Here is a 21,603-nt window from a genome sequence, read left to right on the forward strand (position 1 = left end):
CTACGGCAAACTCTACGACAATGCCTGCACAAAATCCTCATAGCTAAACGACTTGACGAGCTCGATACGTCCATCCAGTTGTTTAACCGCAATAGATGGCATCTTCACGCCGTTAAACCAGCTTTTCTTGACCATCGTATAGCCTGCTGCATCCTGAAAAGAGAGGCAGTCACCGATCTGCAAAGGCTTTTCAAACTGAAAATCGCCAAAAATATCACCGGCCAGGCAGGATGTTCCACAAACCTGATACGTGTAATCACCACGATTGGGCTCAAGCTTCGCGCTTTCCCGGTAGATCAACAAATCCGGCATATGGGCTTCAATAGACGAATCAACAATCGCCAGGTCTTTGTCGTTGTTGAGCAGGTCAAGAACAGTGACTTCCAGGCTGGTAGAGTTGGTAATGGCAGCCTCGCCGGGTTCCAGATAAACCTGCACAGCATAACGCTCAGCAAAGGCCTTCAGTCTTTGGCAGAAGCGCTCCAGAGGGTAGCCTTCTCCGGTAAAGTGAATGCCTCCACCCAGGCTGACCCAGCTGACTTTCTCCAGCAGGTGTCCAAAGCGTGTTTCGATGACCTGCAGGAGTTCATCAAAGCGCTCGAAGGAGGCATTTTCACAGTTGTTGTGAAACATGAAGCCTGAGACCTGATCCACAACGCCGGCGATTTTTTCCGGGTTGTGCTCACCCAAGCGGCTGTGCGGGCGGGCCGGATCGGCAAGGGTGAAATCCGAGGAACTAACACCGGGATTGACTCTCAAACCCCGAGTTTTTTTTGCAGATGCTTCAGAGAATCGCTGCAGCTGACTGATGGAGTTAAAGATGATTTTATCGCTGTGAGCCAGCACTTCTTCAATTTCATCATCAGCGTAGGCGACACTGTAGGCGTGTGTTTCCCCTGCAAATTTTTGCTTACCCAGTTTGACTTCATTGAGAGAAGAAGACGTTGTGCCATCCATATACTCTTGCATCAAGTCAAAGACACCCCAGGTGGCAAAGCACTTGAGCGCCAGCAAGGATTTAGCACCGGATTCTTCCCGCACCCGGGCAATGATTTCCAGGTTACGCAGAAGTTTGCTTTTATCGATCAGATAATAGGGCGTTTTGAGCATTTTCTTCCCCCAAAAACGCGAGATTATATACGATAAACGCTCTTGGTCATCACTTTTGACATCTGTTTGCACCAACATCCGGTATTCAAGGACTTTTATTATGGAAACACTACTGATCATACTGGCGGTGCTGTTTGTGGCGCTGATCGTTATTCTGCCGCTGGTTGAGAAATATGCGCCGAAAGGTGAATCCCGTGATTATGGCAACATCACGCGGTTCATTTTCCCGCTGATGGCCGTGTTGATTTTGGCGCAAATGATTCGGCATTTCTTTTTCTGAGTTTCAGGGCAAATCACAGCCGATCTCAGTCTTCCATTTTCGCTTTATATTCCCCAGAGCTGGCCGCGCCGTTGAGCCTGGCCCGTTTGAGCATGGCGTTCTGGGCAGCGTGTTTGTTGTCCAATTTGCCGGCCCAAGCTTTCTGTGCCGTTTCTTGCAGAGCACGCCCATAAGAAAAACTCAGGCTCCAGAGTTGCTGGCCAAAGCTGTTCATCGCGTTCAGATTGAGGGTAGCTTCTTCGGGAGTCTGTCCGCCGGACAGGAAGTTAATACCCGGAACGGCCGCTGGAACAACCCTGCGTAATACCCGCAAAGTGGCTTCTGCGACTTCTTCCGGAGATGCTTTCGCACACGCTTTGCCGGGCGTTACCATGCTTGGCTTCAGGATTATGGTTTCCAGTTGCACGCGGTGGCGGCGCAGGGCGTTGAACACCTCCGCAATCACAGCTTCGTTCACTTCTGCAGACCGCTCGAGAGTGTGGTTGCCATCAATCAGAACCTCTGGTTCTACAATGGGCACAATACCTTTGGACTGGCAAAGCGCGGCATACCGGGCCAGCATTTCAGCGTTGGCTTCCACCGCCTGGCGTGAGGGCAGTGTGTCCGAAACGTTGTACACAGCGCGCCACTTGGCAAAACGGGCGCCCTGGTTCTTGTAGATTTCCAGCCGGTCATCCAGGCCGTCGAGGCCATAGGTTATTTCGTCGTCCGGGGCATTGATCAGGGGCTTTTTTCCTGTATCTACCTTGATGCCCGGCACAATTCCCTGGCTTTGCAGTAGCTTGGTGATGGGTACATTATCCAGGCTGTTCTGGCCCAGGGTTTCCTCAAAAAGAATCACACCGCTGACAAATTCTCCAAGCCCGGGTGTGGAAAAGATCAGGCTGCGGTACTCCCGGCGTTTATCTTCTGTGGATTCAACACCCACCGCCTTGAAGCGTTTTGCGATGGTCGGGTGGCTTTCATCCGCAGCAAGAATCCCCTTGCCTGGCTGAACAAGATCCTGAATCGTTGAACGTAATTCCGCGTGAATATCCATGCCCGCTCCTATGCCATAGTGAATGTTTTAATCTTTCTCGGTTTTCTTTGCTCAACAGTATAGTCCGCTCCTCGGCCATGGGCGCTGAAGTGTCGCTCACATTCAGGGTAGGGGACAGATTTGAAATCTGTCCCCGGATTCAAAGCTCAGCTCGGCTCCGGCTGGGTGTGCAGGTGAATATCACGCCGCGGGAACGGAATGTCTATGTTCGCTTTTGTTAAGGCCTTTGTGATGGACGCGTGAAGTTCGTGAGACAGCGGCATCATGTCTACTAACAGGTCTCTTACAAACACCCAAACCTCAAAATTAATGCAGCTGTCGCCAAATCCGACGCAGAAAACCGACGGTGCCGGGTCATCTACAACGCGCTCGTTAGTTTGGGCAACGTCGGTAAGTATGGCCTGAACTTCGTCTACGTCAGAGCCGTAAGCGACACCCACCTTCACAACGATTCGGGTAATCGGGTCTGACAGAGTCCAGTTTGTAAGTTCTTGAGTGACGAAGGTTTTATTGGGAATGATCTGCTCTTTGCGGTCCCAGTCGAGCAATGTGGTTGCGCGAATGCGTATGCGTGACACAGTGCCGGTAACGCCGCCAATGGTGACGGTGTCGCCCACTCTTATAGGGCGCTCAAAAAGCAGGATAATGCCCGATACAAAATTGGCGACGATTTCCTGAAGCCCGAACCCAAGACCAACTCCCAGGGCCGCTATCAGCCATTGCAGTTTCGACCACTGAACACCAATCACCGCAAGGCAAAACACCACGCCCATAAGCACGACTACATAAGTGGTAATGGTTGTAATGGCATAACCGGAGCCAGGTTGAAGATGCATTCTGCTCAGAAGGGTGACTTCCAGCGTGCCCGGAAGGTTTTTTGCGGCAATAACGGTGCCCGCAGCAATCAGCACCGCCAGCAGCGCATCTGCCAGCGTAATAGGCAGTGGGTCACCACCGTCCAGGTCGGTTGCAATGGTCCACAGGGTGATGTCGTTAAACAGTTGCAGGGCGGGAATAACATCGGCCCACAGAAACAGAAGGCCGGTCAGGGCTAGCACGAAAACCATAACCCGGAGCAGGGAAGAGCTTTGCTGGCTAATGTCTGCAAGGTCCATTTCTGGCATATCCGGAGTCAGTGGAAGTGCGTCGCCGGGTGCGTCGGCCGCTTCTTTGGCTTCCGCTATTTTTTGTTCGGCCGCGCGCTGTTCTACCAGGCGTTCCAGAGTGATCCTGCGTTCACGCACGGAAAGTGCCCGTAAACCCAGGTAATAAAGCACCGCATTAAACGCCAGCCAGCAAATGGAAATGAACAGGCTGCGTTCAAGCTGAAGGGCCGTATAGTGGTAGCCCATCAGCGACGCCATGGCCAGCGCGAGCGGTGTGGCAACCGAGATAATGTGAAGGAAACGCAAAAGCCGGCTGTGGGGTCTGTGCGCTCTTACTGCCGTCATAATGCGCTGAGCGAACACCGCCAGCACAACAGACACAACCATAAACAGCAGGCGGCCCAGGCTGTCATCAAACTGCGCGCCTTCCTGGGTGGAGCCGTAAGTGATGGTTAGAATGGCAACGGGTATAACAAACGCCATAAGAATGGGGAGTGACCGGCGAATAACCTTCAGGGAGCCGGCGTTCCAGTGGAAATGGCTTTCCCCAAGCCCATGCTTACGGGCAACGTTTCGTATAAGAGCCAGTAAAAACATAATGAAGGCGGCCGCGGTAAAACCTTTGGATAAAGCCGAAAAGAACGCGGCGCCTTCCATAAGAACAAGCGCCGCCAGGGAGAATACAAGAACGCCGGGCAGCGCCAGCAGAATGCTGTTCATAAGCGCAAGCAGGGTAGACCCTGTAAGGTCGCGTCCTACATTGCCAATAAACTGGCCGTTGGCGGCCAGATTTTCTTTGATCGCCTGCCGTTTGAAAAGCAGCACGATGAGCAGCATTGCGATCAGCCCAATGCGGCCAGCACGTTCAGCCAGCGACGCGGAAATGGCTTCTTTCAACGGGGCATATTTGAGCTCTGAATGCAGCCACTGGATTGCCTGATAAAGTTCACCGAAGGTTTCGGTGCCCACCCTTGAGGCGCTGGGAAGCCAAAATAGCCTTTGTTGCAAAAGCGTCTGGTAGTCCAGAACCTGGTCCTGAAGTGCGGTCGCGGTGCCGTAATAATCGTTCAGCACGTCGATATGCTCGGTAACCGATTTGTGGAGCGCCCGCAGTAAATCTGACCGGCGGCTGCGCAGTTGGCCCCTTACATCGTCGCCGGGCCCGGTAATGGCTTCGAACTCTTCAAGCTTGAGCTGCTCCTCCCGCGCTGCGGAGAGTTTGTCTTGTATGCCTTCAATCAAATCGCTGGCAATACTCTGCCGCTGCAGCCGTTCAAGCCGCTGTTTTAAAAGGCTGGCATAGTTGGAGGTCAGATTCAGCCCCGCGGTTTCAAGCCTCAGTTCGAAGCTTTCGTATTCGTCTTTCAGGCGGCTGAGTAAAGACTCGGCGTAAACCAGCCGTTGGCGGCTGGAGGCAACGGCAATGCGGCGCTGTTCCAGTGAGAGGCCCAGCGCACGGACTTGCTGCTGAATGTCGGCGTTAACGGCGTCTGGCAGTTCAATCTCGGTGGTTGCATCGGAGCCGGTCTGCAACTGCGGTTGCACTGCCGGGCGGGCTTCTTCTGGTTTTTGAGGCGTTTCTTCCGCTTGCTCTGGGGCTTGATTCGCGGCTTTGTCGGTGTCTTCGGCAAGAGCAGACGACGTTGAAAAGCACAGCAGAAACATCCCGACCAGCCATACTGTCAAAAATGCGTGTCGGGAAAAACGTTGCTTCATGAACGTGCGATCCTGGCGGTAAAAGGTAGGGGACAGATTTCAAATCTGTCCCCGGTTTGGCAAAGTTGACCACAGAAAGTTGAATATGGACACGCACCGCAGAGGCGCGCAGGATATAACCAACTTCATTCATTGTGAAATTGTAGCCTAATGACTCTGACTCTTGTTTTTTTTACCGCTTTTATCGTGTTGGCAACGTTATTGCCGTTATGGCGGAACCCCCACTGGAGCGTTCGTGGGTTCGATTTTCCGCGGCTGCAGATCGCCGTGGTGGCATCATTGGTTATTGTGTTTCAGCTGGTGTTTCTAGACTGGAGTAGCATTTTTAGCTGGCTGTTAATTGCGGCCACGGGGCTGTGCCTGGCCAGCCAGTTATGGCGGGTTCTGCCTTACACGCTGCTGTGGCGTAAAGAGGTTAAATCTGCGGCTAGTGGTGATTCGGCGCGGGTTATTACGATTATGACCTCGAACGTGTTAACGCCCAACCGCAACGCCGGGGCTTTGATTGCGTTGGTTAAACAACACCAGCCTGATGTGCTGGTAACCCTGGAATCGGACCAGTGGTGGGAGGACCAGCTTGCGGTGCTGGATGCGGATATGCCGTTTTCGGTGAAATGTCCGCTGGATAATTTGTACGGCATGCACGTGTTTTCCAGGCTTCCATTGCACGAGGCAGAGAAGGCGTATCTGGTGGAAGACGGTGTTCCGTCTGTGCATGGGTTGGTAGAACTCAGGTCTGGCGATAAAGTACGGATTCACTTCGTGCATCCGGCGCCACCCAGCCCCAGCGAAAATGAAGAGTCTTCAGAGCGGGATGCCGAGTTAATCATTGTGGCGCGAAGCGTTGCTGACGATGATCAGCCTACCATCGTGACCGGCGACTTGAATGATGTGGCCTGGTCACCCACTACGCGGCTGTTCCGTAAAATCAGCGGGCTGCTGGATCCGCGGGTTGGCCGGGGCATGTTCAGTACGTTCCACGCGAAGTACTTTTTTATGCGCTGGCCCCTGGACCACCTGTTTCACAGCGAACACTTTGATCTGAAGAGCATTCGCCGCTTACCAGACATCGGGTCTGATCATTTTCCGCTGCTGACAAGTCTTGAGTATGTGTCAGACAGGCGCTCCAAACCGGAAACGCCGGATGCGGATTCGGACGAACGCGGCAGGGCCCGGGAAATCGCCCGGGATGAAGGTGTTAGCAAGCAGGATGTGCCCGAGCCAGGCAAATAGGGCCCAACAAGATAGGGGACAGATTTCAAATCTGTCCCCGGTTCCCAGCTTTATACAAGATGTGCCTGCCCATCACTCCCTCCTCACTCACTCATGCTTTTTCTTTTGACCGTCTCCGCATTGTCATATCTCCCGCCGACACTGTGCTCCAGACACCATCTGTTTTTTCGATGATTGAGAGCAACTAGGAGAGGCATAACATGGCGAAGCACAACGTTGATTCCAAGTATCTGGATCCCGATTATGAGCCGGTTGTAAATCACTCGGGTAACAAAGTATTCGATGATGTGCTGAATGCACGTGTGCAGCGCCGTACCCTGATGAAAGGCGGCGTGGGTGCGGCGTTGGCCAGCATCATGGGTTTCGGCCTTGCAGGCTGCGGCAGCGATAGCAGTAGCGCTAGTGCAGGTTCAGACCCTGATGGCGATAACGTTAGTACAACGGCCCTTGGCTTTGACGCGATCGCCGTATCCACCGCCAATAATGTTGTTGTGCCTGCGGGCTACTCGGCAAAAGCTTTCCTGCCCTGGGGAACCCCAATTACCGGGTCTTACCCGGAATTCAGGGCTGACGCGTCTAACTCTGGCGCCGAGCAGGAGCAGCAGGTGGGCATGCACCACGATGGCATGCACTTTTTCCCGATTGATTTCAAAGCTGGCGGCAACCGCTCTGATGAGGGGCTGCTGGTAATGAACCATGAATACATGAACCAGAAAGCCCTGCACCCTGACGGCCCCACCTATAACCAGAGTGGCATGCGCCCGGCCGATGAAGTGCGCAAGGAAATAGCCGCGCACGGCGTGTCGGTGGTGCATATAAAGCAAGACAGTGCGGGCATCTGGGACATCGTGTTTGGAAGCCCTTTCAATCGCCGGGTGACGGGCAATACAGAAATGGATATCCGCGGGCCGGTTCGTGGTTACCAGAAGCTGTCAACCCGCTTCAGCCCGAATGGCACCCAGACACGGGGCACGCTGAACAACTGCTCGATGGGCCCTACGCCCTGGGGGACCTACCTTGCGGCGGAGGAAAACTGGCACGGCTACTTTGCGAACGGCTCGCAAACGCAGCCACGGGAGCAGACCCGTCACGGTGTTGGCAGTGCTACCCGCTACGACTGGGAACAGGCAGACAGTGGCGAGGACCAGTACGTTCGGTTCAACATTACACCCGCGGCTGCAAGCGCTAAAGACGACTATCGGAACGAAGCAAACACCTACGGTTATATGGTCGAAATTGATCCGTTTACGCCGGAAAGCAAACCTCAGAAACGCACAGCTCTGGGTCGATTCGGGCACGAGGGCGTCATTTTTGCGCCGGTTGAAGAAGGTAAACCCGTTGTCTGTTACTCCGGCGACGACACCCGCTTTGAGTATATCTACAAGTTCGTTTCCTCGCGGCCTTATTATGCGGCAACCGCCAGCGGCTATCTGCTGGATGAAGGCACCCTGTATGTCGCCCGCTTTAACGAAGACGGCTCCGGTGACTGGCTTCCGTTATCGCTTGATAACCCGGATTTTGCGGCCCGCGTGCAGGCTGCACAAGGTTCATCGGTGGGTGCTGTTCTGTTCGAGGGTTTTGAAAATCAGGCGGATGTTCTTTTGAATACGCGTTTGGCCGCCGATATTGCCGGAGCTACGCCGATGGATCGCCCGGAATGGGGCGCGGTTGACCCGAACACGGGCGAAGTTTATTTCACCCTGACCAACAACTCGAAACGCACGGAAGAACAGGTGAATGCGGCCAACCCCAATGCAGAAAATCGCACGGGCCACATTATTCGCTGGAGCGAAGCCAATAAAGACTTTGCCGCAGCTGAATTCCAATGGAATATTTTTGTGTTTGCCGGGGAGCAGGGCACAGAGACGATCGTAGATGGAAAAGTTGTGGTGTCGCTGACGGATGACAATATCTTCAACAGCCCGGACGGCCTATGGTTTGACTACAATGGCCGCCTCTGGATTCAGACCGATGGCTCTGACGCCGCACCCTACCAGAACAACATGATGCTAGCGGCCAACCCCGCAACCCGGGACATCAGGCGCTTTTTTGTGGGGCCTCAGGGTTGTGAGGTAACCGGTGTTGTGACCACGCCGGACGTTAGATCCATGTTTGTGAACATTCAGCATCCGGCTCGAGATTGGCCCTTTGGCACCGAGGGCGATCACCCGCGGGATGCAACCGTCATCGTTACCCGCGACGACAACGGGGTGATCGGCGCCTGAGCGCGCGGCCTGACATGGACAGGCATAAGGCGGCGCAAACAAGATAGGGGACAGATTTCAAATCTGTCCCCGGTTTCATGCCCAGAGTGTGCTTGCCCTCACTCCGTTGGCGTTACATGGCCGCCGTTATACAATCTTGTAACCTTGCCGTCGGCGCCTTTTCGGCGTGTTAACGTCTATCAATTGCTTTCGTTCGGATTGACCGGGCGATGGTTCTGAAACGCAATTCCACCTGAAGGAGGCATAGCGATGTCAGATTCAAACCAGACAATCAATCCGGCAACGGAAGAAGTGATTGAAACCTATTCTTTGATATCCCGGGAAGAAGCCGAAGGCATTGTTGATCAGTGCCACGAGGCCTTTCTGGACTGGCGGAAAACGCGGTTGCAGGATCGCGCGAATGTGCTGCGCAAAACCGCTGAACTGATCCGCGAGCGCAAGAACGATTACGCTGCGCTGATGACCCGTGAAATGGGTAAAACTCTGGCGGATGGCAAGCAGGAATGCGATTTGTGCGCGGCCATTTGCGAGTACACCGCAGATCAGGGCGCCCAGGTACTGGCTGACGAAACCCGTGACATTGACGGTGGCCGTGGCTTGGTAACTTATCAGCCCCAAGGCGTAATTTACGGCATTCAGCCTTGGAATTTCCCGCTGTATCAGGTCATTCGCTACAGCGCCGCTAACCTGATGGCCGGTAATACCGTACTGCTGAAGCACGCCGCCAACGTGTGGGGTATGGCCCTTGAGGTCGAGCAGCTGTATCGCGATGCCGGTTTGCCCCAGAACGCTTTTCGCACGCTGCTGATCAGCCACGACGTGTCGGACGCGATGATCGAACACAAGCGTGTTCGCGGCGTTACGTTTACCGGCAGCCCGGGTGCGGGCCGCGTGGTCGCGGAAAAAGCGGGTAAGGTACTGAAGAAAACAGTGATGGAGCTGGGCAGTAATGATGCCTATTTGGTTCTGGCGGATGCCAATATTGAAAAAGCGGTGAAGTTTTGCGTCCAGGGCCGGGTTAATAACGCGGGCCAAACCTGTGTTGCGGCTAAACGCTTTATAGTTGAAGGCGCGGTTTATGATCAGTTCCGTGACGCCTATGTCGCCGCGATGAAGAACATTACATTTGGCGATCCGACCGACCCTAAAACCGACATCGGCCCCATGGCACGAAAAGATCTGCGGGATGGCCTGCATGATCAGGTACGCCAGTCGATCGACGCCGGTGCCACCTGCTTGTTGGGCGGCGAGATTCCAGAGGGTAAGGGCTACTATTACCCTCCCACAGTCCTGGAAAATGTCACCCCAGGCCAGCCTGCTTACGACGCCGAGCTGTTCGGCCCCGTGGCCGCGCTGATTCGGGTAAAAGACAAAGCCGAAGCGATCGAAGTCGCTAACGATTCTGTGTACGGCCTGGGTGGCGGTATTTTTTCTACAGATGAAGCAGAAGCGACCCGCATTGCCCGTGACGAAATGGACACCGGAATGGTGAATATAAATGGCTACAACATAGCGCTGCCAAACATGCCCTTTGGCGGGGTAAAAGGAAGCGGTTATGGCCGTGAGCAAGGTGGTTTTGGCATGCTCGAGTTTGTGAATGTGAAAGGCGTGATGATCAACGATGGTTGATTGAAGTGAATTGCTGTTAGTCTTAACAAGATAGGGGACAGATTTGAAATCTGTCCCCTTCTTTCTGGCTCCCTCTGGAGCAGCAAGTTTCGGGCTTTATTTCGTTATACGTCGCCGTTTTTTATGAAGGCCTTCAGTGCCACGGCGTTGTTGTGTTCCGTGTCTTTGGCGGCGAACACCAAGGTAAGTCGCTTGTGCTGCTGAACGCACTGCTTGAGTTCTGTAAGCGAATCATTATCTGTAGAGTTCAATTCTTTCAGATAGCGTTTCTGAAATTCTTCCCATTTCTCCGGATCATGATCGAACCATTTTCGCAAATCGGTAGACGGAGCCAGCTCTTTCAACCAGTTTGAAATATTCGCATCTTCCTTACTGACACCGCGGGGCCATAAACGATCTACCAGCAAGCGTGGTCCGTCGGAATTAGCTGCGTCCTCGTAGGCGCGTTTTAGGCGAATTTCGGTCATGGCATCCTCCAATAGGCTTTTATGTAAAGATAGGGGAAGATTTGAAACTTGTCCCCGATTTCACTCATTTCAAGAGACTTTTAAAAAGACTTTTTAAGGACAGGCACGGCTCAATCCTGCTATCAGCATAGCTCGCGAACGCGCATAGCAGGGCTGATTGATGACAGGCACGACGGTAGGTGGGCAAATCTTAATGTAACTATGTCAATCGCCGCTGATCTGGCGTAATCGGAAGTGTCGTATATACTCATGTAATCAATAGCAATAATAATAGGTGGTGCTCATGCTTCTTTCACACGCTTTTGGATTATTTACGAAACCGGATGCCGAATGGGCTGCCATTCGCAAAGAGCACGAAACACCCCGCCGGCTTTATGTTGCCTACGTATTGATTCTGGCAGCGATTGCACCAATTTGTGCTTATATATCAACGGCTATTTTCGGTTGGACAGTGGGCAGTGAAAGAATTGTCAAGCTCACCGAAATCAGTGCAGCCCAACTTAGTGTATTGACTTACATTGCCATGCTGGTAGGGGTTTTCGCTCTGGGTTACGCCGTAAACTGGATGGCCAAAACCTACGGTGCCAAGGAAGAAGTAACGCCGTCTAACGGCATTGCACTGGCCGCTTATTCTTGCACGCCGATGTTTCTCGCAGGCTTTGCCTTGTTGTACCCGGTGCCCTGGTTTAATGCCCTCGTGTTTCTGGCCGCCGCCTGTTACGGCGCCAAGCTGATGTACGATGGGCTTCCCATCGTGATGGGGATTGATCAAGACAGAGCCGTATTTTATGGCGGCGCACTACTGACTGTGGCTCTTGTTATTCTGGTGGCGACCCGCGTGGGTTCGGTGATTATCTGGAACTTTGTAGCAGCCCCTGTTTTTGTGGGGTAGCGCGAGTCAACATTAAGTAAATCCGCGATTAATGCATTAAGCCCCGAAGCTTAAAACTTCGGGGCTTAATGCTTAATGCTCAGTCTTTTTAGCGCGTCTCAATATTTCCGTCTTTATCTGAAATAACGATTTCAACGCGGCGATTCTGCTGGCGCCCGGATGAGCTGTCATTGCCAGCCACCGGGTATTGTTCGCCATAGCCTTTGACTTCAACGCGTTGGGATGCTATGCCCTGATTTATCAAAGCGTTTCTTACCGATTCAGCGCGGCGCTCCGACAGTTGCTGGTTGTAAGAGTCGGCACCGGTGCTGTCTGTATAGCCCTCAACCCTCACCCGGCGGTCTTCATACTCGCGCATAAATTCAGCCAGGCGGGCTACAGTTTGCTCACCGGCAGATTTTAGGTCGGCTTGATCCAGATCAAACAGCACATCGCCAAGAGTGAGCACCATGCCGCGATCGGTCTGTTCTGCCTGCAGTTCGGCCATGCGTTGGCGCAGCGCTTCTGCTTCGCGGCGGGCAGCTTCTGCTTCGCTGCGGGCTGAATCGGCATCGCCGGTCTGCTCTGCCAGCATTAGCTCGCGCCGGCGCTCCTCGGCCGATTCAATCTGGGTTTGCAGTTCTGCACGTTCACCCTGCTGACTGGCGATTTGTGCGTGGCGGTGGGCCATGTAGGCGGCGTGTTCAATCAGGCCGTTGTCGGCGCTGTCTTTCAATAACGACTCTGCGCGGTCGAGCTGGTCCCGCGCACTGCGCAACTGGGTGTCGCCACTGCGTGCTACGGCAGGATCATTCTTGACGCGGTCGTAGGAAGCGCGAGCTTCGTCAACTTTCGCATTTTGCGGTGATGTGGAAGCACAGCCGGTCATCAATACAGATAAGCCTATGGCCAAACCTAACGTTATGTTGCGTTGTTTCATCACTGTCCCCTTTGGCAATGGCGATTACTGGCTCTGATTAATGCGCTGGCGCAGCGCTTCAATATTGTGATTTACCTCTTCGACCGCCTGGCTGGCCTTGGCGGTTTCAGCGCGGGCTCCGGCTAACTGCGCATCTACCGAGGCCTTTTGCAGCAAGCGTTCGGCGTTCTGATATTCTTCTTTTTCAATCAGATCTTTGGCGTCGGCGACTTTATTTTGCGCGTCGTTTAAAAGTACTGGCTCGTACTGCCGGGCATCGGCAGCCACCGCTTGCTGTAAGGCCGACTCGGCGCTTTGCAGGTCGGCATCCGGGCGTTCACCGGGACTTGCACAACCACCCAGAGCCAGGGCAAGGCCCGCTAGCAAGGCAGTTTTGCCTGAGCGAAGCGTTATTAAGCTGTGTTTTTTCATGCGTACTCTCCTGTTAGGGATAGGCAAAGGATGCAGAATTAAAGCCATTCGCATCTAATAAAAGCCTAGCAGCCTATTGGCAATACACCATGACTGATTGATAATAATAGCCTCAGTAGCGAGTGTGTAAGCTACGGTTTTTACATTCATCAAGGTGAGACATGCGTTTATGACGTCGTTATGGACAACCGTTGTTTTAGCAACGCTGGCTGGAGCAGCTATTCCAATTGGCGCGGTGCTGGCAAAATTCGAGCACATCGGCCCAAACTGGCTGGAAAGTGAGTTTCGCCACGGGGTAATTGCCTTCGGTGGTGGCGCATTGCTGTCGGCAGTGGCATTGGTGTTGGTACCAGAAAGCGTTGAATTGCTAAACGGTTGGTTGATTGCGCTGGCCATGATGATGGGTGGGCTGGGATTTGGCTTGCTGGATGTGTTGCTGGCGAAGGCCCAGAGCTCGGTGTCGCAGTTGATTGCGATGCTGGCGGATTTTATACCGGAAGCGCTGGCGCTGGGGGCAATGTTCGCGGTGGGTGGCAAGGGCGGGATGCTGCTGGCGTTGTTGATTGCGGTGCAGAATTTACCAGAAGGCTTCAATGCTTACCGTGAAATGACCGCAGCGGAGGATCCGGTGACCATTCATCGCGGCCGCAAAGCCCAGGACATGAAGGACAAAAAAGTGCTGCTGATGTTCTGCTGCCTGGTGCCGTTGGGGCCGGCTGCAGGCATTGTCGGGCACGTGTGGTTGGCGCAGTACGATGCAGTTCTGGACTTTATTATGCTGTTTGCGTCTGGCGGTATTTTGTATCTGGTGTTTCAGGATATTGCTCCGCAGGCAAGGTTAGACAAACACTGGCTACCGCCTATGGGCGCGGTTCTGGGGTTTCTGTTCGGGGTGTTGGGGCAGTTGGCGATAGGTTGATAAAAAAGCTGGCAAAGGCTTCTAATTGCTTGATGCCCTGAATGTCGCTGGCCATTAACGGCAATTGCAGAGTGGCAACGCCCTGCAGCCGGCTGGCGATATCTTCAAGCTGTTGCTGCTGGCGCTGATAGCGGGAAGACCAGAAAGGGTCATCGCCTGGGTTTGGCATAATGCGGTTGATAACGGCACCGGCGATCGGAATGTTGGAATCGTGCAGCGACTGAATGGCGCGCTGGGTTTCCAGAATTGGCAGTTTTTCGGGAGTCAGTACGAACACGAACGCGGTGTTGGCGGCGTCGTTCAGGGTGCGGCGGGTGCGATGAAACAGGCGCTGGCGCGCCAGCAGGGTTTCGGTCAGCTCGGCGCTGCGCGGGTCCATGCCCTCGGTGGCGTTGGCGGTCGGGTCTTGAAACGGGTTATCCACGCTGCGCGCAGGCGTCAGGTGGGCCAGCGCCTTGCCCAGTTTTTCCGAGCGTTTGTTGTGTTTTAGCAGGCCGTCGGTCCAGGCAGCCATGATTTCCGGCAGCGTTAGCAGGCGCAAGGTATGGCCGGTAGGAGCGGTATCAAAAATCAGCAGGTCGTAATCTTTCTCGCTGTTTTCAATCAGCCGCGCCATACGCTCTAGAATAGCAGCTTCCTGGGCGCCGGGGGACTGGCTGCTTAGCCGCAGTTGGCGCCGCAGCTCGTTGACCTGGTCAGGCCCGGCGTAGCGCCGCATTTGTCGCAGCACGCGGTCCAGATAGGCTTCTACTTCGGCGTCTGGGTCTAGCTCCAGGGCGTCCAGATTGGGCGCCATGCGGGTAATTTCCCCGCCTATTTCGCGGTCAAAGGCGTCAGCCAGGCTGTGAGCCGGGTCGGTGGATATCAGCAATACTCGGCGGCCGCTGGTAGCAGCGGTTACGGCCAGGGCGGCAGCGGTGGTGGTTTTGCCCACGCCGCCTTTACCGCCCACCATAATCAGTTTTCGTTCGGCAAGAAGTGTTGGCAGGTCTAGCATTGGTTGGCTCCGGGTTTGGCAGCGGCGAAAGTGGGTTAGCAGTAGCGCAAACTGGCTAGCAGCATCGAAAATTATCCAGCGGCGAGCGTTCCATGCCCATGCGTGTGTGCCAGTCGTGAAAGCGTTCCAGTAACAAAGGTTGCAGCTCCAGGCAGTACCAGCTGGCAGGGTTGGGTATGCCCATCATCTCGCTGAACACCAGCAGCATGAACAGGTCGTCTTCATCACGTTGGGCGCGGGCAATGGCCGCCCGGTAGGGGGCGTTATAGTATTCAGCGCCGGCAACGCTGACCTGTTGATACAGATACTTGAGTTTGGAAAGTGTATTTTTCACAATGGGCCCTCGTTGATTGGGGCGGGGAGTGCAGAGCTGGCCGCTGCAAATAATCGCAACGGCCAGCTCTTTAGTCGAGTGTTATAAGGTTTAGTAGAACCGAAAACTCAGTTCGCTTCCACTTCTTTAAGCTCGGCTTTGGCCCGCTTCAGGGCAGCAGCGGATTCCAGGGTCACAAACACCGCGGCAATCAGTACCACAATGTCCAGCCCGAACAGGAACCAATCGGCTTTGTCGTAGAAGCCTTTCAGCTGCTGCAGCAGGGCGAACAGGCTCATGGCCAGAATGAACACCAGCGGCGCCATGGTGTAGATGGTGGGCCGGCCGCGGCGAACCAGCATAACCGTAATCACCAGCAAGGTAAGGCCCGCCAGCAATTGGTTGGTGGTGCCGAACAGAGGCCATATCAGCAGCCCGCCGGAACCGTCTGCGCCACCGGCGCCGAACGCCAGTGCCAGGCACGATACGACTGAAAGAAGGGTCGCTGGTAACGGTTTGGCCATCCATTTGATGTTATAGATTTCGCCCCATTCCTGAAAGATATAGCGCTGCAGGCGCAGGCCGGTGTCCATGGTAGTGCCGGCAAACAGGGCCGCCATAACCGTCAGCATGGTGGCTGCAACCGCGATGTCCAGCCCAGTGCCCGCGCTTAGAATGTTGGCGCCGCCGTTAACAAAAGCGAGTACGCCGCCTTGGCCAAACGAGTGGTAAACTGCCTGCCAGTCTTCCAGTGAGGCAAAGCCTGCGGTAGCGGCAATAATAGCGGCCAATGCCAGAGCACCTTCGCCGGTGGCGCCAAAGTAGCCAACAAAACGGGCGTCGGTATCTTTGTTCAGCTGCTTGGAGGTAGTACCAGACGCAACCAGGCCGTGGAAGCCGGAAATGGCGCCACAGGCAATGGTCACAAATAGCAGCGGAATCATCGATGGCGTACCCGGTGGCACGTCTATGTTAATCATTGGTGCAACAACGGTAGGGTTGGCAATCAGTACCGCGGCATAAAGCGCGGCCAGGCCAACAAACAGTTGCAGGCCGTTTATGTAATCGCGGGGTTGAAGCAGTACCCACACGGGCAGTAGTGAAGCAATCGCCGCGTAGATGAACAGAATTATGATCCATGCAGCACTGGGCGACAGGCCAAGGGTGCTTTCCGGCAGCGACACCGGCATGGAGGGGCCAACCCAGATCAGTGCGTACAACGCCACTACACCCACCAGCGACACAATCGGCAAGCTCATCTTGGCGCGGTAAATGGCCTGGCCAATCACCAGGGCCACGGCGATGGCGCCCCACACCGGAACCACGGCACCGGGGTTGTTGATCAGCAGGCGGGCGATAACAACGCCAAACACGCCGTTTACCATCAACAGAACCAGGAAGATAACAATCGAGAAAATGGCGCGGGCGCGATTACCCACCACTTCGCCGGTCAGCGTACCTACGGATTTGGCACGGTTGCGCACGCTGGCCCAGATGGCGCCCAAATCGTGAATGCCAGCAAAAAAGATGGTACCGAAGGTGACCCACAAAAAGGCCGGTAACCAGCCCCAAATAACGGCAATGGCGGGCCCTACAATGGGTGCGGCGCCAGCGACTGAGGTAAAGTGATGGCCCCACAGCACAAATTTGTTGGTGGGCACAAAGTCGATGCCGTCTTCAAATTCGTGAGCCGGCGTTACGAAGGCGTCACTGAGTTTGAACACCACATGGGCAAGAAATTTTGAGTAGACAAAGAATCCCAAGGCCATACCGCCAAGCCCGAGAACCATTAAGATTATGGAGCTCATGGATTATTACCTTTTTTTTAGTTAGCAAACTAGAATTGTCGTCATTAGGCTGGGAGTTTCAAGTATTGAATTGCGACTTTAGACTAAAGTATTAGTTGGCAGTGTAAATCTATGATGTCACTGCAACAGGCCGGGCAGCGGATGCCCGGCCTGGCCAAGGTTGAGAAACGTTTGTAAAAAAGCTTATAGATTGGCTTCGGCGAATTCCGCCAGTGCCGAACGGGGCACGCCTTGCAAGTGAATGTGGCCACCGTGGCGAAAGGTTTTGAAACGTTCGGTCATGTAAGTCAGGCCGGAGCTCAAAGCACTCAGGTAAGGGGTGTCAATCTGCGCCAGATTGCCCAGGCAGATCACCTTGGAGCCGTTACCGGCGCGGGTGATGATGGTTTTAATCTGGTGCGGGGTCAGGTTCTGGGATTCGTCAATAATAATCAGGCTGTGCTGGAAGCTGCGGCCCCGAATGTAGTTCAGGGATTTAAAGTGCAGGGGTACTTTGCTGAGAATGTAATCCACGCTGGCGGTCATGTTTTCGTCATCTTCGTGCAGCGCCTCCAGGTTGTCCACAATGGCGCCTAGCCAGGGCTCCATTTTGTCCGCTTCGGTGCCCGGCAGAAAACCTATGTCTTCGTCTAACCCCTGGGTGCTGCGGGTCGCAATAATGCGCTTGTAGAGTTTGCTGGCCACGGTCAGCTCGATGCAGGCCGCCAGCGCAAGAATGGTTTTGCCAGAGCCGGCGGCGCCGGTCAGGTTCACTAGGTGAATGTCTGGGTCTAGCAGCAGGTTCAGTGCAATGGCCTGATAGATATCGCGGGGAATCAGCCCCCAGACTTCTTCGTTCATCAGGTCATGCTGGTGCAGGTCGCGAATAACCAAGTAGTCGTCGCCCAGCTCGCACACTTTGCCCACAAAGCCCTGTTCGTCCAGCACAAACTCGTTGATGTTCAGCCGTGCCAATTCGCCTTCGCGCTTGAATTGGTGTTCGGTGGCGCCATCCCGCTGCTTTGTTTCTACTTTGCTGATGGTGTCCCAAAAGGAACCGGGGAACTCGGTATAACCTCGGGGCAGCAGGCCTATGTCGTCTACCAACTGGTCATTGTGATAAGCCTGGGCTTCTACGCCAAAGCCGCGGGCTTTCAGCCGCATGTTGATGTCGTTGCTAACCAGAATGATGTCGCGGTTGGTGTGGCGTTCTTGCAGGGCGGCCAGGCTGTTGATGATTTTGTTATCGTTCAGGTGCTCGGGCAGGGCATGGCCGCTTACTGATTCCGAACTCATCAGAATCGACAGCGTTCCCATGGGCTCTGCTTTTTCGCCCCGTGCAATAGGCACACCGTTTTCAATCTGCTTCGGGCTGGCGTCGCCTAACAGCCGGTCGATGGTGCGAATGGCCTGGCGACAATCGGCCGCTACCGTCTGCTTGCCGGATTTCAGGCTATCGAGCTCTTCCAGCACGGTCATCGGAATGATGACCTGGTGCTCTTCAAAATTCAGCAGGGCGCTGGGGTCGTGAATCAGAACATTGGTGTCTAGCACGTACATCTTGCGGCGTTCTTGCGATGCTGCGGGCATAAGGGGCAGTACCTCTAATACTGGTGAATCGGGTGACGGATACAGGCTGGCCGGATCACTCTTGCATTGCGCAGCGCTGGGTCATATCGCGATCGGCAATAATTTTCAGAAGATCATAAGTAGTTATAATTCCTGTTATTTTTCCATCAAGGGTGACAAATATACGGTGCAGATGCTCGGCCATCATGGTTTTGGCAATTTCGCGCACCGGCGTGTCTTCGTCAACCGACAGCAAAATAGGGGTCATTATGTCTCTGACCTCCACCGGCAGTTTGCCCATACCCTCGTAAATAACCATGCGCAAACGGCGGGCCTCGCGGGCTTCGTCCTCCGTCAGCCGTGCCTCGGTCTCTGGGCGGCTGGCGTTCCAGCGAAATTCGGTAATATCCTTCAGGGTGACTATACCGATAATGTCGCCGCTATCGTCGGTCACCGGGCTACCAGCGATTTCGTTGTCGGTCAGAAAGCGGGCCAGCCTGTCCATAGTCCAGGATTGGGGCACCGCTTTGATACTCGGGGTCATTATCTCGCGTGCAAGCAACAGCATGGTTCAGGCAGCCTATTTTTAAAAGAGGGTAAAAGCTTAGCCCGAACCCGTGCCGGCGTCACTTCTCGGGCAGCGTTACGTTCAGCTCAAGCACCGAACAAGTGTCGGTGCGGTCTATCTCTACTTGTACCATGTCGTCGCTGATGTCCACATATTTGCGGATAACCGCCAGCAGTTCCTGCTGCAGCGCCGGCAGGTAATCCGGCTGTTTGCGGTGGCCACGCTCGTGGGCCACAATAATCTGTAGTCGTTCTTTGGCCACGTTAGCGGTATTAGTATTGGTTTTTTTGCCCCTGAAATAGTCCAGAAAACTCATGCTTTAGCCTCCCTTGAACATCCGTGAAAAGAAGCCCTTCTTCTGGGCTGTCATGAAACGGTGTTCCCGTTCTTCCCCCACCAGGCGAGCCACGGCGTCATCATAAGCTTGGCCAGCGTCGGTTTCGGTCTCCAGAATAACCGGTAAGCCTTGGTTAGAGGCGTTCAGCACCACTTGGCTTTCGGGGATAATGCCCAGCAGAGGTATCGCCAGAATTTCTTCCACATCGGCCACCGACAGCATTTCCCCGCGTTCTACCCGAGCCGGATTGTAGCGGGTAACCAGCAGGTGTTCTTTTACTGGGTCCTGGCCCTTTTCGGCACGGCGTGACTTGCTCTGCAGAATGCCCAGAATGCGGTCAGAGTCGCGCACGGATGACACCTCGGGGTTGGTCACCACAATCGCTTCGTCTGCAAAATACAGAGCCATTTGAGCGCCGTGTTCAATGCCGGCGGGCGAATCACAGATGATGTAATCGAAGGTTTGTGACAGCTCGTTGATGACCTTCTCTACGCCTTCTTTGGTCAGCGCTTCTTTTTCCCGGGTTTGCGAGGCCGGCAGAATAAACAGGGTGTCTACCCGCTTGTCGCGGATAAGCGCCTGGTTCAACGTGGCTTCGCCCTGAATCACGTTTACGAAGTCGTACACTACTCGGCGTTCACAGTTCATGATCAGGTCCAGATTACGCAGACCCACGTCAAAATCGATGACCACGGTCTTGTGGCCGCGTTTGGCCAGGCCGGTGCTGATCGAAGCGCTGGTGGTGGTTTTGCCAACGCCGCCTTTTCCTGAGGTTATTACAATAATTCTAGCCAAGGTACGGTTCCTGTCATGCAATGTCGTGGTTGTCGAAGCCGAGTAAACCGGTTACTGCTGGAACACCGGAGTCGGGTCAGGCCTTTTCCAGCGGCGTTACCAACATCAGATCGTCCCTGAGCTGAAGTTGCACGGCACTTTTCCAGCCGCTCCCCTGCAGATCTTCAGAGATTTTATAGTGTCCGGCGATGGACACAAGTTCTGCCTCCAATGACTGGCAGAAGATGCGTGCGTTTTCGTCGCCGTTTACACCCGCCAGTGCGCGACCGCGCAGCGGGCCGTATACATGAATATTACCGGCTGCCATCACTTCGGCACCGGGTTGCACCGGCGCCAGAATCACAAGGTCACCGTCTTCAGCGCAGACTTGCTGGCCGGAACGCACTGGTTGACTGATGATTCTTGCGGGCGTTGACTGGGCTGGCGCAGGTGCAGCTGTTAACTCTGCGACTGGCGCGGTGGGCGAAGTCGTTTCCGCCGTCGGCTGACTGCCGTGTTTTTTATCGCGCTGGCTGTTACCAGGCACTAGCGCCAGCGATGCACCGCGGGCCATACGCCGATGGTTTTCATTACCACCGCGCACGCCCACCACGTGAATATGGTGGCGACGGCAGGTGCCAATGATGCTGAAAAAATCCAGCTCGCTGTCCAGGCCTTCGTATTTTTCAAGACTTATGATCAGCGGGACGTCTTTAAAAAATCCGGGCGCCTGGCTGATTTTGTCCCGCAGCGTGGCTTCAAAATCTTCGCTCTCGAAATAATAAAGTTCCAGAGCTGTCATCGACACACTGGCGCTTTTTAGCTGAAAGCCCTGTTTTGCGCCAGTGGTTGGGGTATCGGTCATTAATGATGGTCCTGCTTGGGGCCGCTCTGATAGCGTTGTTTCCATTCATCGTAGGGCATGCCGTAAATCGCTTCGCGCGCTTGCGGATCCGTCATATTTACACCCTGCTCCTGTGCTGCGGCAAGATACCATTTTGACAGACAGTTGCGGCAAAAATCGGCGAGGTTCATCAGGTCTATATTCTGCACCTCGGTATGTTCACGCAGGTGGCTGACAAGACGGCGGAAAGCGGCTGCTTCAAGCTCGGTGCGCTGGGCGTCTGAAATGAGTTCAGTCATGGTATAGGTGGCCTTTTACGATGTCAGAAAAATGGATAAAAATTCATGTAATGCAGCTTTAGTAAGCGGCTTGCCGAGGACAATCCTGACATTTTGAGCAACTGGAGGTAAGATACAAGGCTGTATGCATATACAGTGGGCGCGGCCAAGCGGGGTTTTATCGGAATGC

Annotated in this window: 21 protein-coding genes; 6 read left to right on the forward strand and 15 right to left on the reverse strand. The window is 54.4% G+C overall.

Annotated elements, in window-relative coordinates; genetic code table 11:
• Positions 1 to 12 precede the first annotated feature (12 nt).
• Positions 13 to 1,110, reverse strand: a complete 1,098-nt coding sequence (gene nspC, locus ATI45_RS20710) for a carboxynorspermidine decarboxylase (RefSeq protein ID WP_098421849.1) — start codon at positions 1,108 to 1,110, stop codon at positions 13 to 15.
• A gap of 100 nt (positions 1,111 to 1,210) precedes the next feature.
• Here nspC and ATI45_RS20715 point away from each other — a divergent pair, with 100 nt between their 5' ends.
• On the forward strand, positions 1,211 to 1,390 hold the full coding sequence (locus ATI45_RS20715; protein ID WP_048384520.1) for a hypothetical protein: 180 nt from the start codon (positions 1,211 to 1,213) through the stop codon (positions 1,388 to 1,390).
• Positions 1,391 to 1,415: 25 nt separating this feature from the next.
• Here the strand turns inward: ATI45_RS20715 and ATI45_RS20720 are convergent, their stop codons facing one another.
• Both ATI45_RS20720 and ATI45_RS20725 read right to left on the reverse strand, forming a co-directional pair.
• Entirely contained in the window at positions 1,416 to 2,429 is a 1,014-nt protein-coding gene (locus tag ATI45_RS20720; RefSeq protein ID WP_098421431.1) for a class I fructose-bisphosphate aldolase, read from the reverse strand.
• 146 nt (positions 2,430 to 2,575) lie between these two features.
• Positions 2,576 to 5,251, reverse strand: coding sequence for a mechanosensitive ion channel domain-containing protein (locus ATI45_RS20725; protein ID WP_098421432.1), 2,676 nt, complete (start codon positions 5,249 to 5,251; stop codon positions 2,576 to 2,578).
• A gap of 150 nt (positions 5,252 to 5,401) precedes the next feature.
• On the opposite strand from ATI45_RS20725, the gene ATI45_RS20730 reads away from it, so the two are divergent.
• From ATI45_RS20730 to ATI45_RS20740, 3 genes are all read left to right on the forward strand, one after another.
• Positions 5,402 to 6,484 carry an endonuclease/exonuclease/phosphatase family protein gene (locus ATI45_RS20730; RefSeq protein ID WP_098421433.1) on the forward strand — a complete coding sequence of 361 codons (1,083 nt, stop codon included), beginning with the start codon at positions 5,402 to 5,404 and terminating at the stop codon, positions 6,482 to 6,484.
• Between the two features lie 200 nt (positions 6,485 to 6,684).
• A complete protein-coding gene (locus ATI45_RS20735; protein WP_098421434.1) occupies positions 6,685 to 8,709 on the forward strand; it encodes a PhoX family protein in 2,025 nt (674 codons plus the stop codon).
• A gap of 249 nt (positions 8,710 to 8,958) precedes the next feature.
• Positions 8,959 to 10,338, forward strand: coding sequence for an NAD-dependent succinate-semialdehyde dehydrogenase (locus ATI45_RS20740; protein WP_098421435.1), 1,380 nt, complete (start codon positions 8,959 to 8,961; stop codon positions 10,336 to 10,338).
• A 104-nt stretch (positions 10,339 to 10,442) separates the two neighbouring features.
• On the opposite strand, the gene ATI45_RS20745 is transcribed toward ATI45_RS20740, so the two are convergent.
• On the reverse strand, positions 10,443 to 10,805 hold the full coding sequence (locus tag ATI45_RS20745) for a DUF488 domain-containing protein (protein WP_098421436.1): 363 nt from the start codon (positions 10,803 to 10,805) through the stop codon (positions 10,443 to 10,445).
• A gap of 283 nt (positions 10,806 to 11,088) precedes the next feature.
• Between ATI45_RS20745 and ATI45_RS20750 the strand changes: the two genes are divergently transcribed.
• Positions 11,089 to 11,697: a Yip1 family protein gene (locus ATI45_RS20750; protein ID WP_098421437.1), complete on the forward strand. Its 609-nt coding sequence runs from the start codon at positions 11,089 to 11,091 to the stop codon at positions 11,695 to 11,697.
• 88 nt (positions 11,698 to 11,785) lie between these two features.
• On the opposite strand, the gene ATI45_RS20755 is transcribed toward ATI45_RS20750, so the two are convergent.
• Together ATI45_RS20755 and ATI45_RS20760 are read right to left on the reverse strand one after the other, a co-directional pair.
• Entirely contained in the window at positions 11,786 to 12,616 is an 831-nt protein-coding gene (locus ATI45_RS20755) for an OmpA family protein (RefSeq protein WP_098421438.1), read from the reverse strand.
• Between the two features lie 24 nt (positions 12,617 to 12,640).
• Complete coding sequence (locus ATI45_RS20760) at positions 12,641 to 13,027, reverse strand: DUF4398 domain-containing protein (protein ID WP_098421439.1); 387 nt, start codon at positions 13,025 to 13,027, stop codon at positions 12,641 to 12,643.
• 169 nt (positions 13,028 to 13,196) lie between these two features.
• Between ATI45_RS20760 and ATI45_RS20765 the strand changes: the two genes are divergently transcribed.
• Entirely contained in the window at positions 13,197 to 13,946 is a 750-nt protein-coding gene (locus ATI45_RS20765; RefSeq protein WP_098421440.1) for a ZIP family metal transporter, read from the forward strand.
• On the opposite strand, the gene ATI45_RS20770 is transcribed toward ATI45_RS20765, so the two are convergent.
• From ATI45_RS20770 to ATI45_RS20810, 9 genes are all read right to left on the reverse strand, one after another.
• The gene (locus ATI45_RS20770) at positions 13,888 to 14,943 is read right to left on the reverse strand and encodes an ArsA family ATPase (protein WP_098421441.1); all 1,056 of its coding nucleotides are present in this window, start codon (positions 14,941 to 14,943) and stop codon (positions 13,888 to 13,890) included. The two genes, ATI45_RS20765 and ATI45_RS20770, sit on opposite strands and share 59 nt — an antisense overlap.
• A 55-nt stretch (positions 14,944 to 14,998) precedes the next feature.
• Positions 14,999 to 15,277 carry a cory-CC-star protein gene (locus tag ATI45_RS20775; protein WP_098421442.1) on the reverse strand — a complete coding sequence of 93 codons (279 nt, stop codon included), beginning with the start codon at positions 15,275 to 15,277 and terminating at the stop codon, positions 14,999 to 15,001.
• 107 nt (positions 15,278 to 15,384) lie between these two features.
• Positions 15,385 to 17,064: a carbon starvation protein A gene (locus ATI45_RS20780; RefSeq protein WP_098421443.1), complete on the reverse strand. Its 1,680-nt coding sequence runs from the start codon at positions 17,062 to 17,064 to the stop codon at positions 15,385 to 15,387.
• Positions 17,065 to 17,247: 183 nt separating this feature from the next.
• Positions 17,248 to 18,603, reverse strand: coding sequence for a PhoH family protein (locus ATI45_RS20785; RefSeq protein ID WP_098421444.1), 1,356 nt, complete (start codon positions 18,601 to 18,603; stop codon positions 17,248 to 17,250).
• Positions 18,604 to 18,688: 85 nt separating this feature from the next.
• Positions 18,689 to 19,180, reverse strand: a complete 492-nt coding sequence (locus tag ATI45_RS20790) for an HPP family protein (RefSeq protein WP_098421445.1) — start codon at positions 19,178 to 19,180, stop codon at positions 18,689 to 18,691.
• Between the two features lie 58 nt (positions 19,181 to 19,238).
• The gene (gene minE, locus ATI45_RS20795) at positions 19,239 to 19,496 is read right to left on the reverse strand and encodes a cell division topological specificity factor MinE (RefSeq protein ID WP_018403132.1); all 258 of its coding nucleotides are present in this window, start codon (positions 19,494 to 19,496) and stop codon (positions 19,239 to 19,241) included.
• A gap of 3 nt (positions 19,497 to 19,499) precedes the next feature.
• Entirely contained in the window at positions 19,500 to 20,312 is an 813-nt protein-coding gene (gene minD / locus ATI45_RS20800; protein ID WP_098421446.1) for a septum site-determining protein MinD, read from the reverse strand.
• 76 nt (positions 20,313 to 20,388) lie between these two features.
• Entirely contained in the window at positions 20,389 to 21,156 is a 768-nt protein-coding gene (gene minC, locus ATI45_RS20805) for a septum site-determining protein MinC (protein ID WP_098421447.1), read from the reverse strand.
• Complete coding sequence (locus tag ATI45_RS20810) at positions 21,156 to 21,434, reverse strand: DUF1244 domain-containing protein (RefSeq protein WP_098421448.1); 279 nt, start codon at positions 21,432 to 21,434, stop codon at positions 21,156 to 21,158. The genes minC and ATI45_RS20810 overlap by 1 nt, the downstream gene beginning before the upstream one ends.
• Between the last annotated feature and the right edge of the window lie 169 nt (positions 21,435 to 21,603).

Source organism: Marinobacter sp. LV10MA510-1 (genome assembly GCF_002563885.1).
In the GTDB taxonomy this organism is placed as follows: domain Bacteria; phylum Pseudomonadota; class Gammaproteobacteria; order Pseudomonadales; family Oleiphilaceae; genus Marinobacter.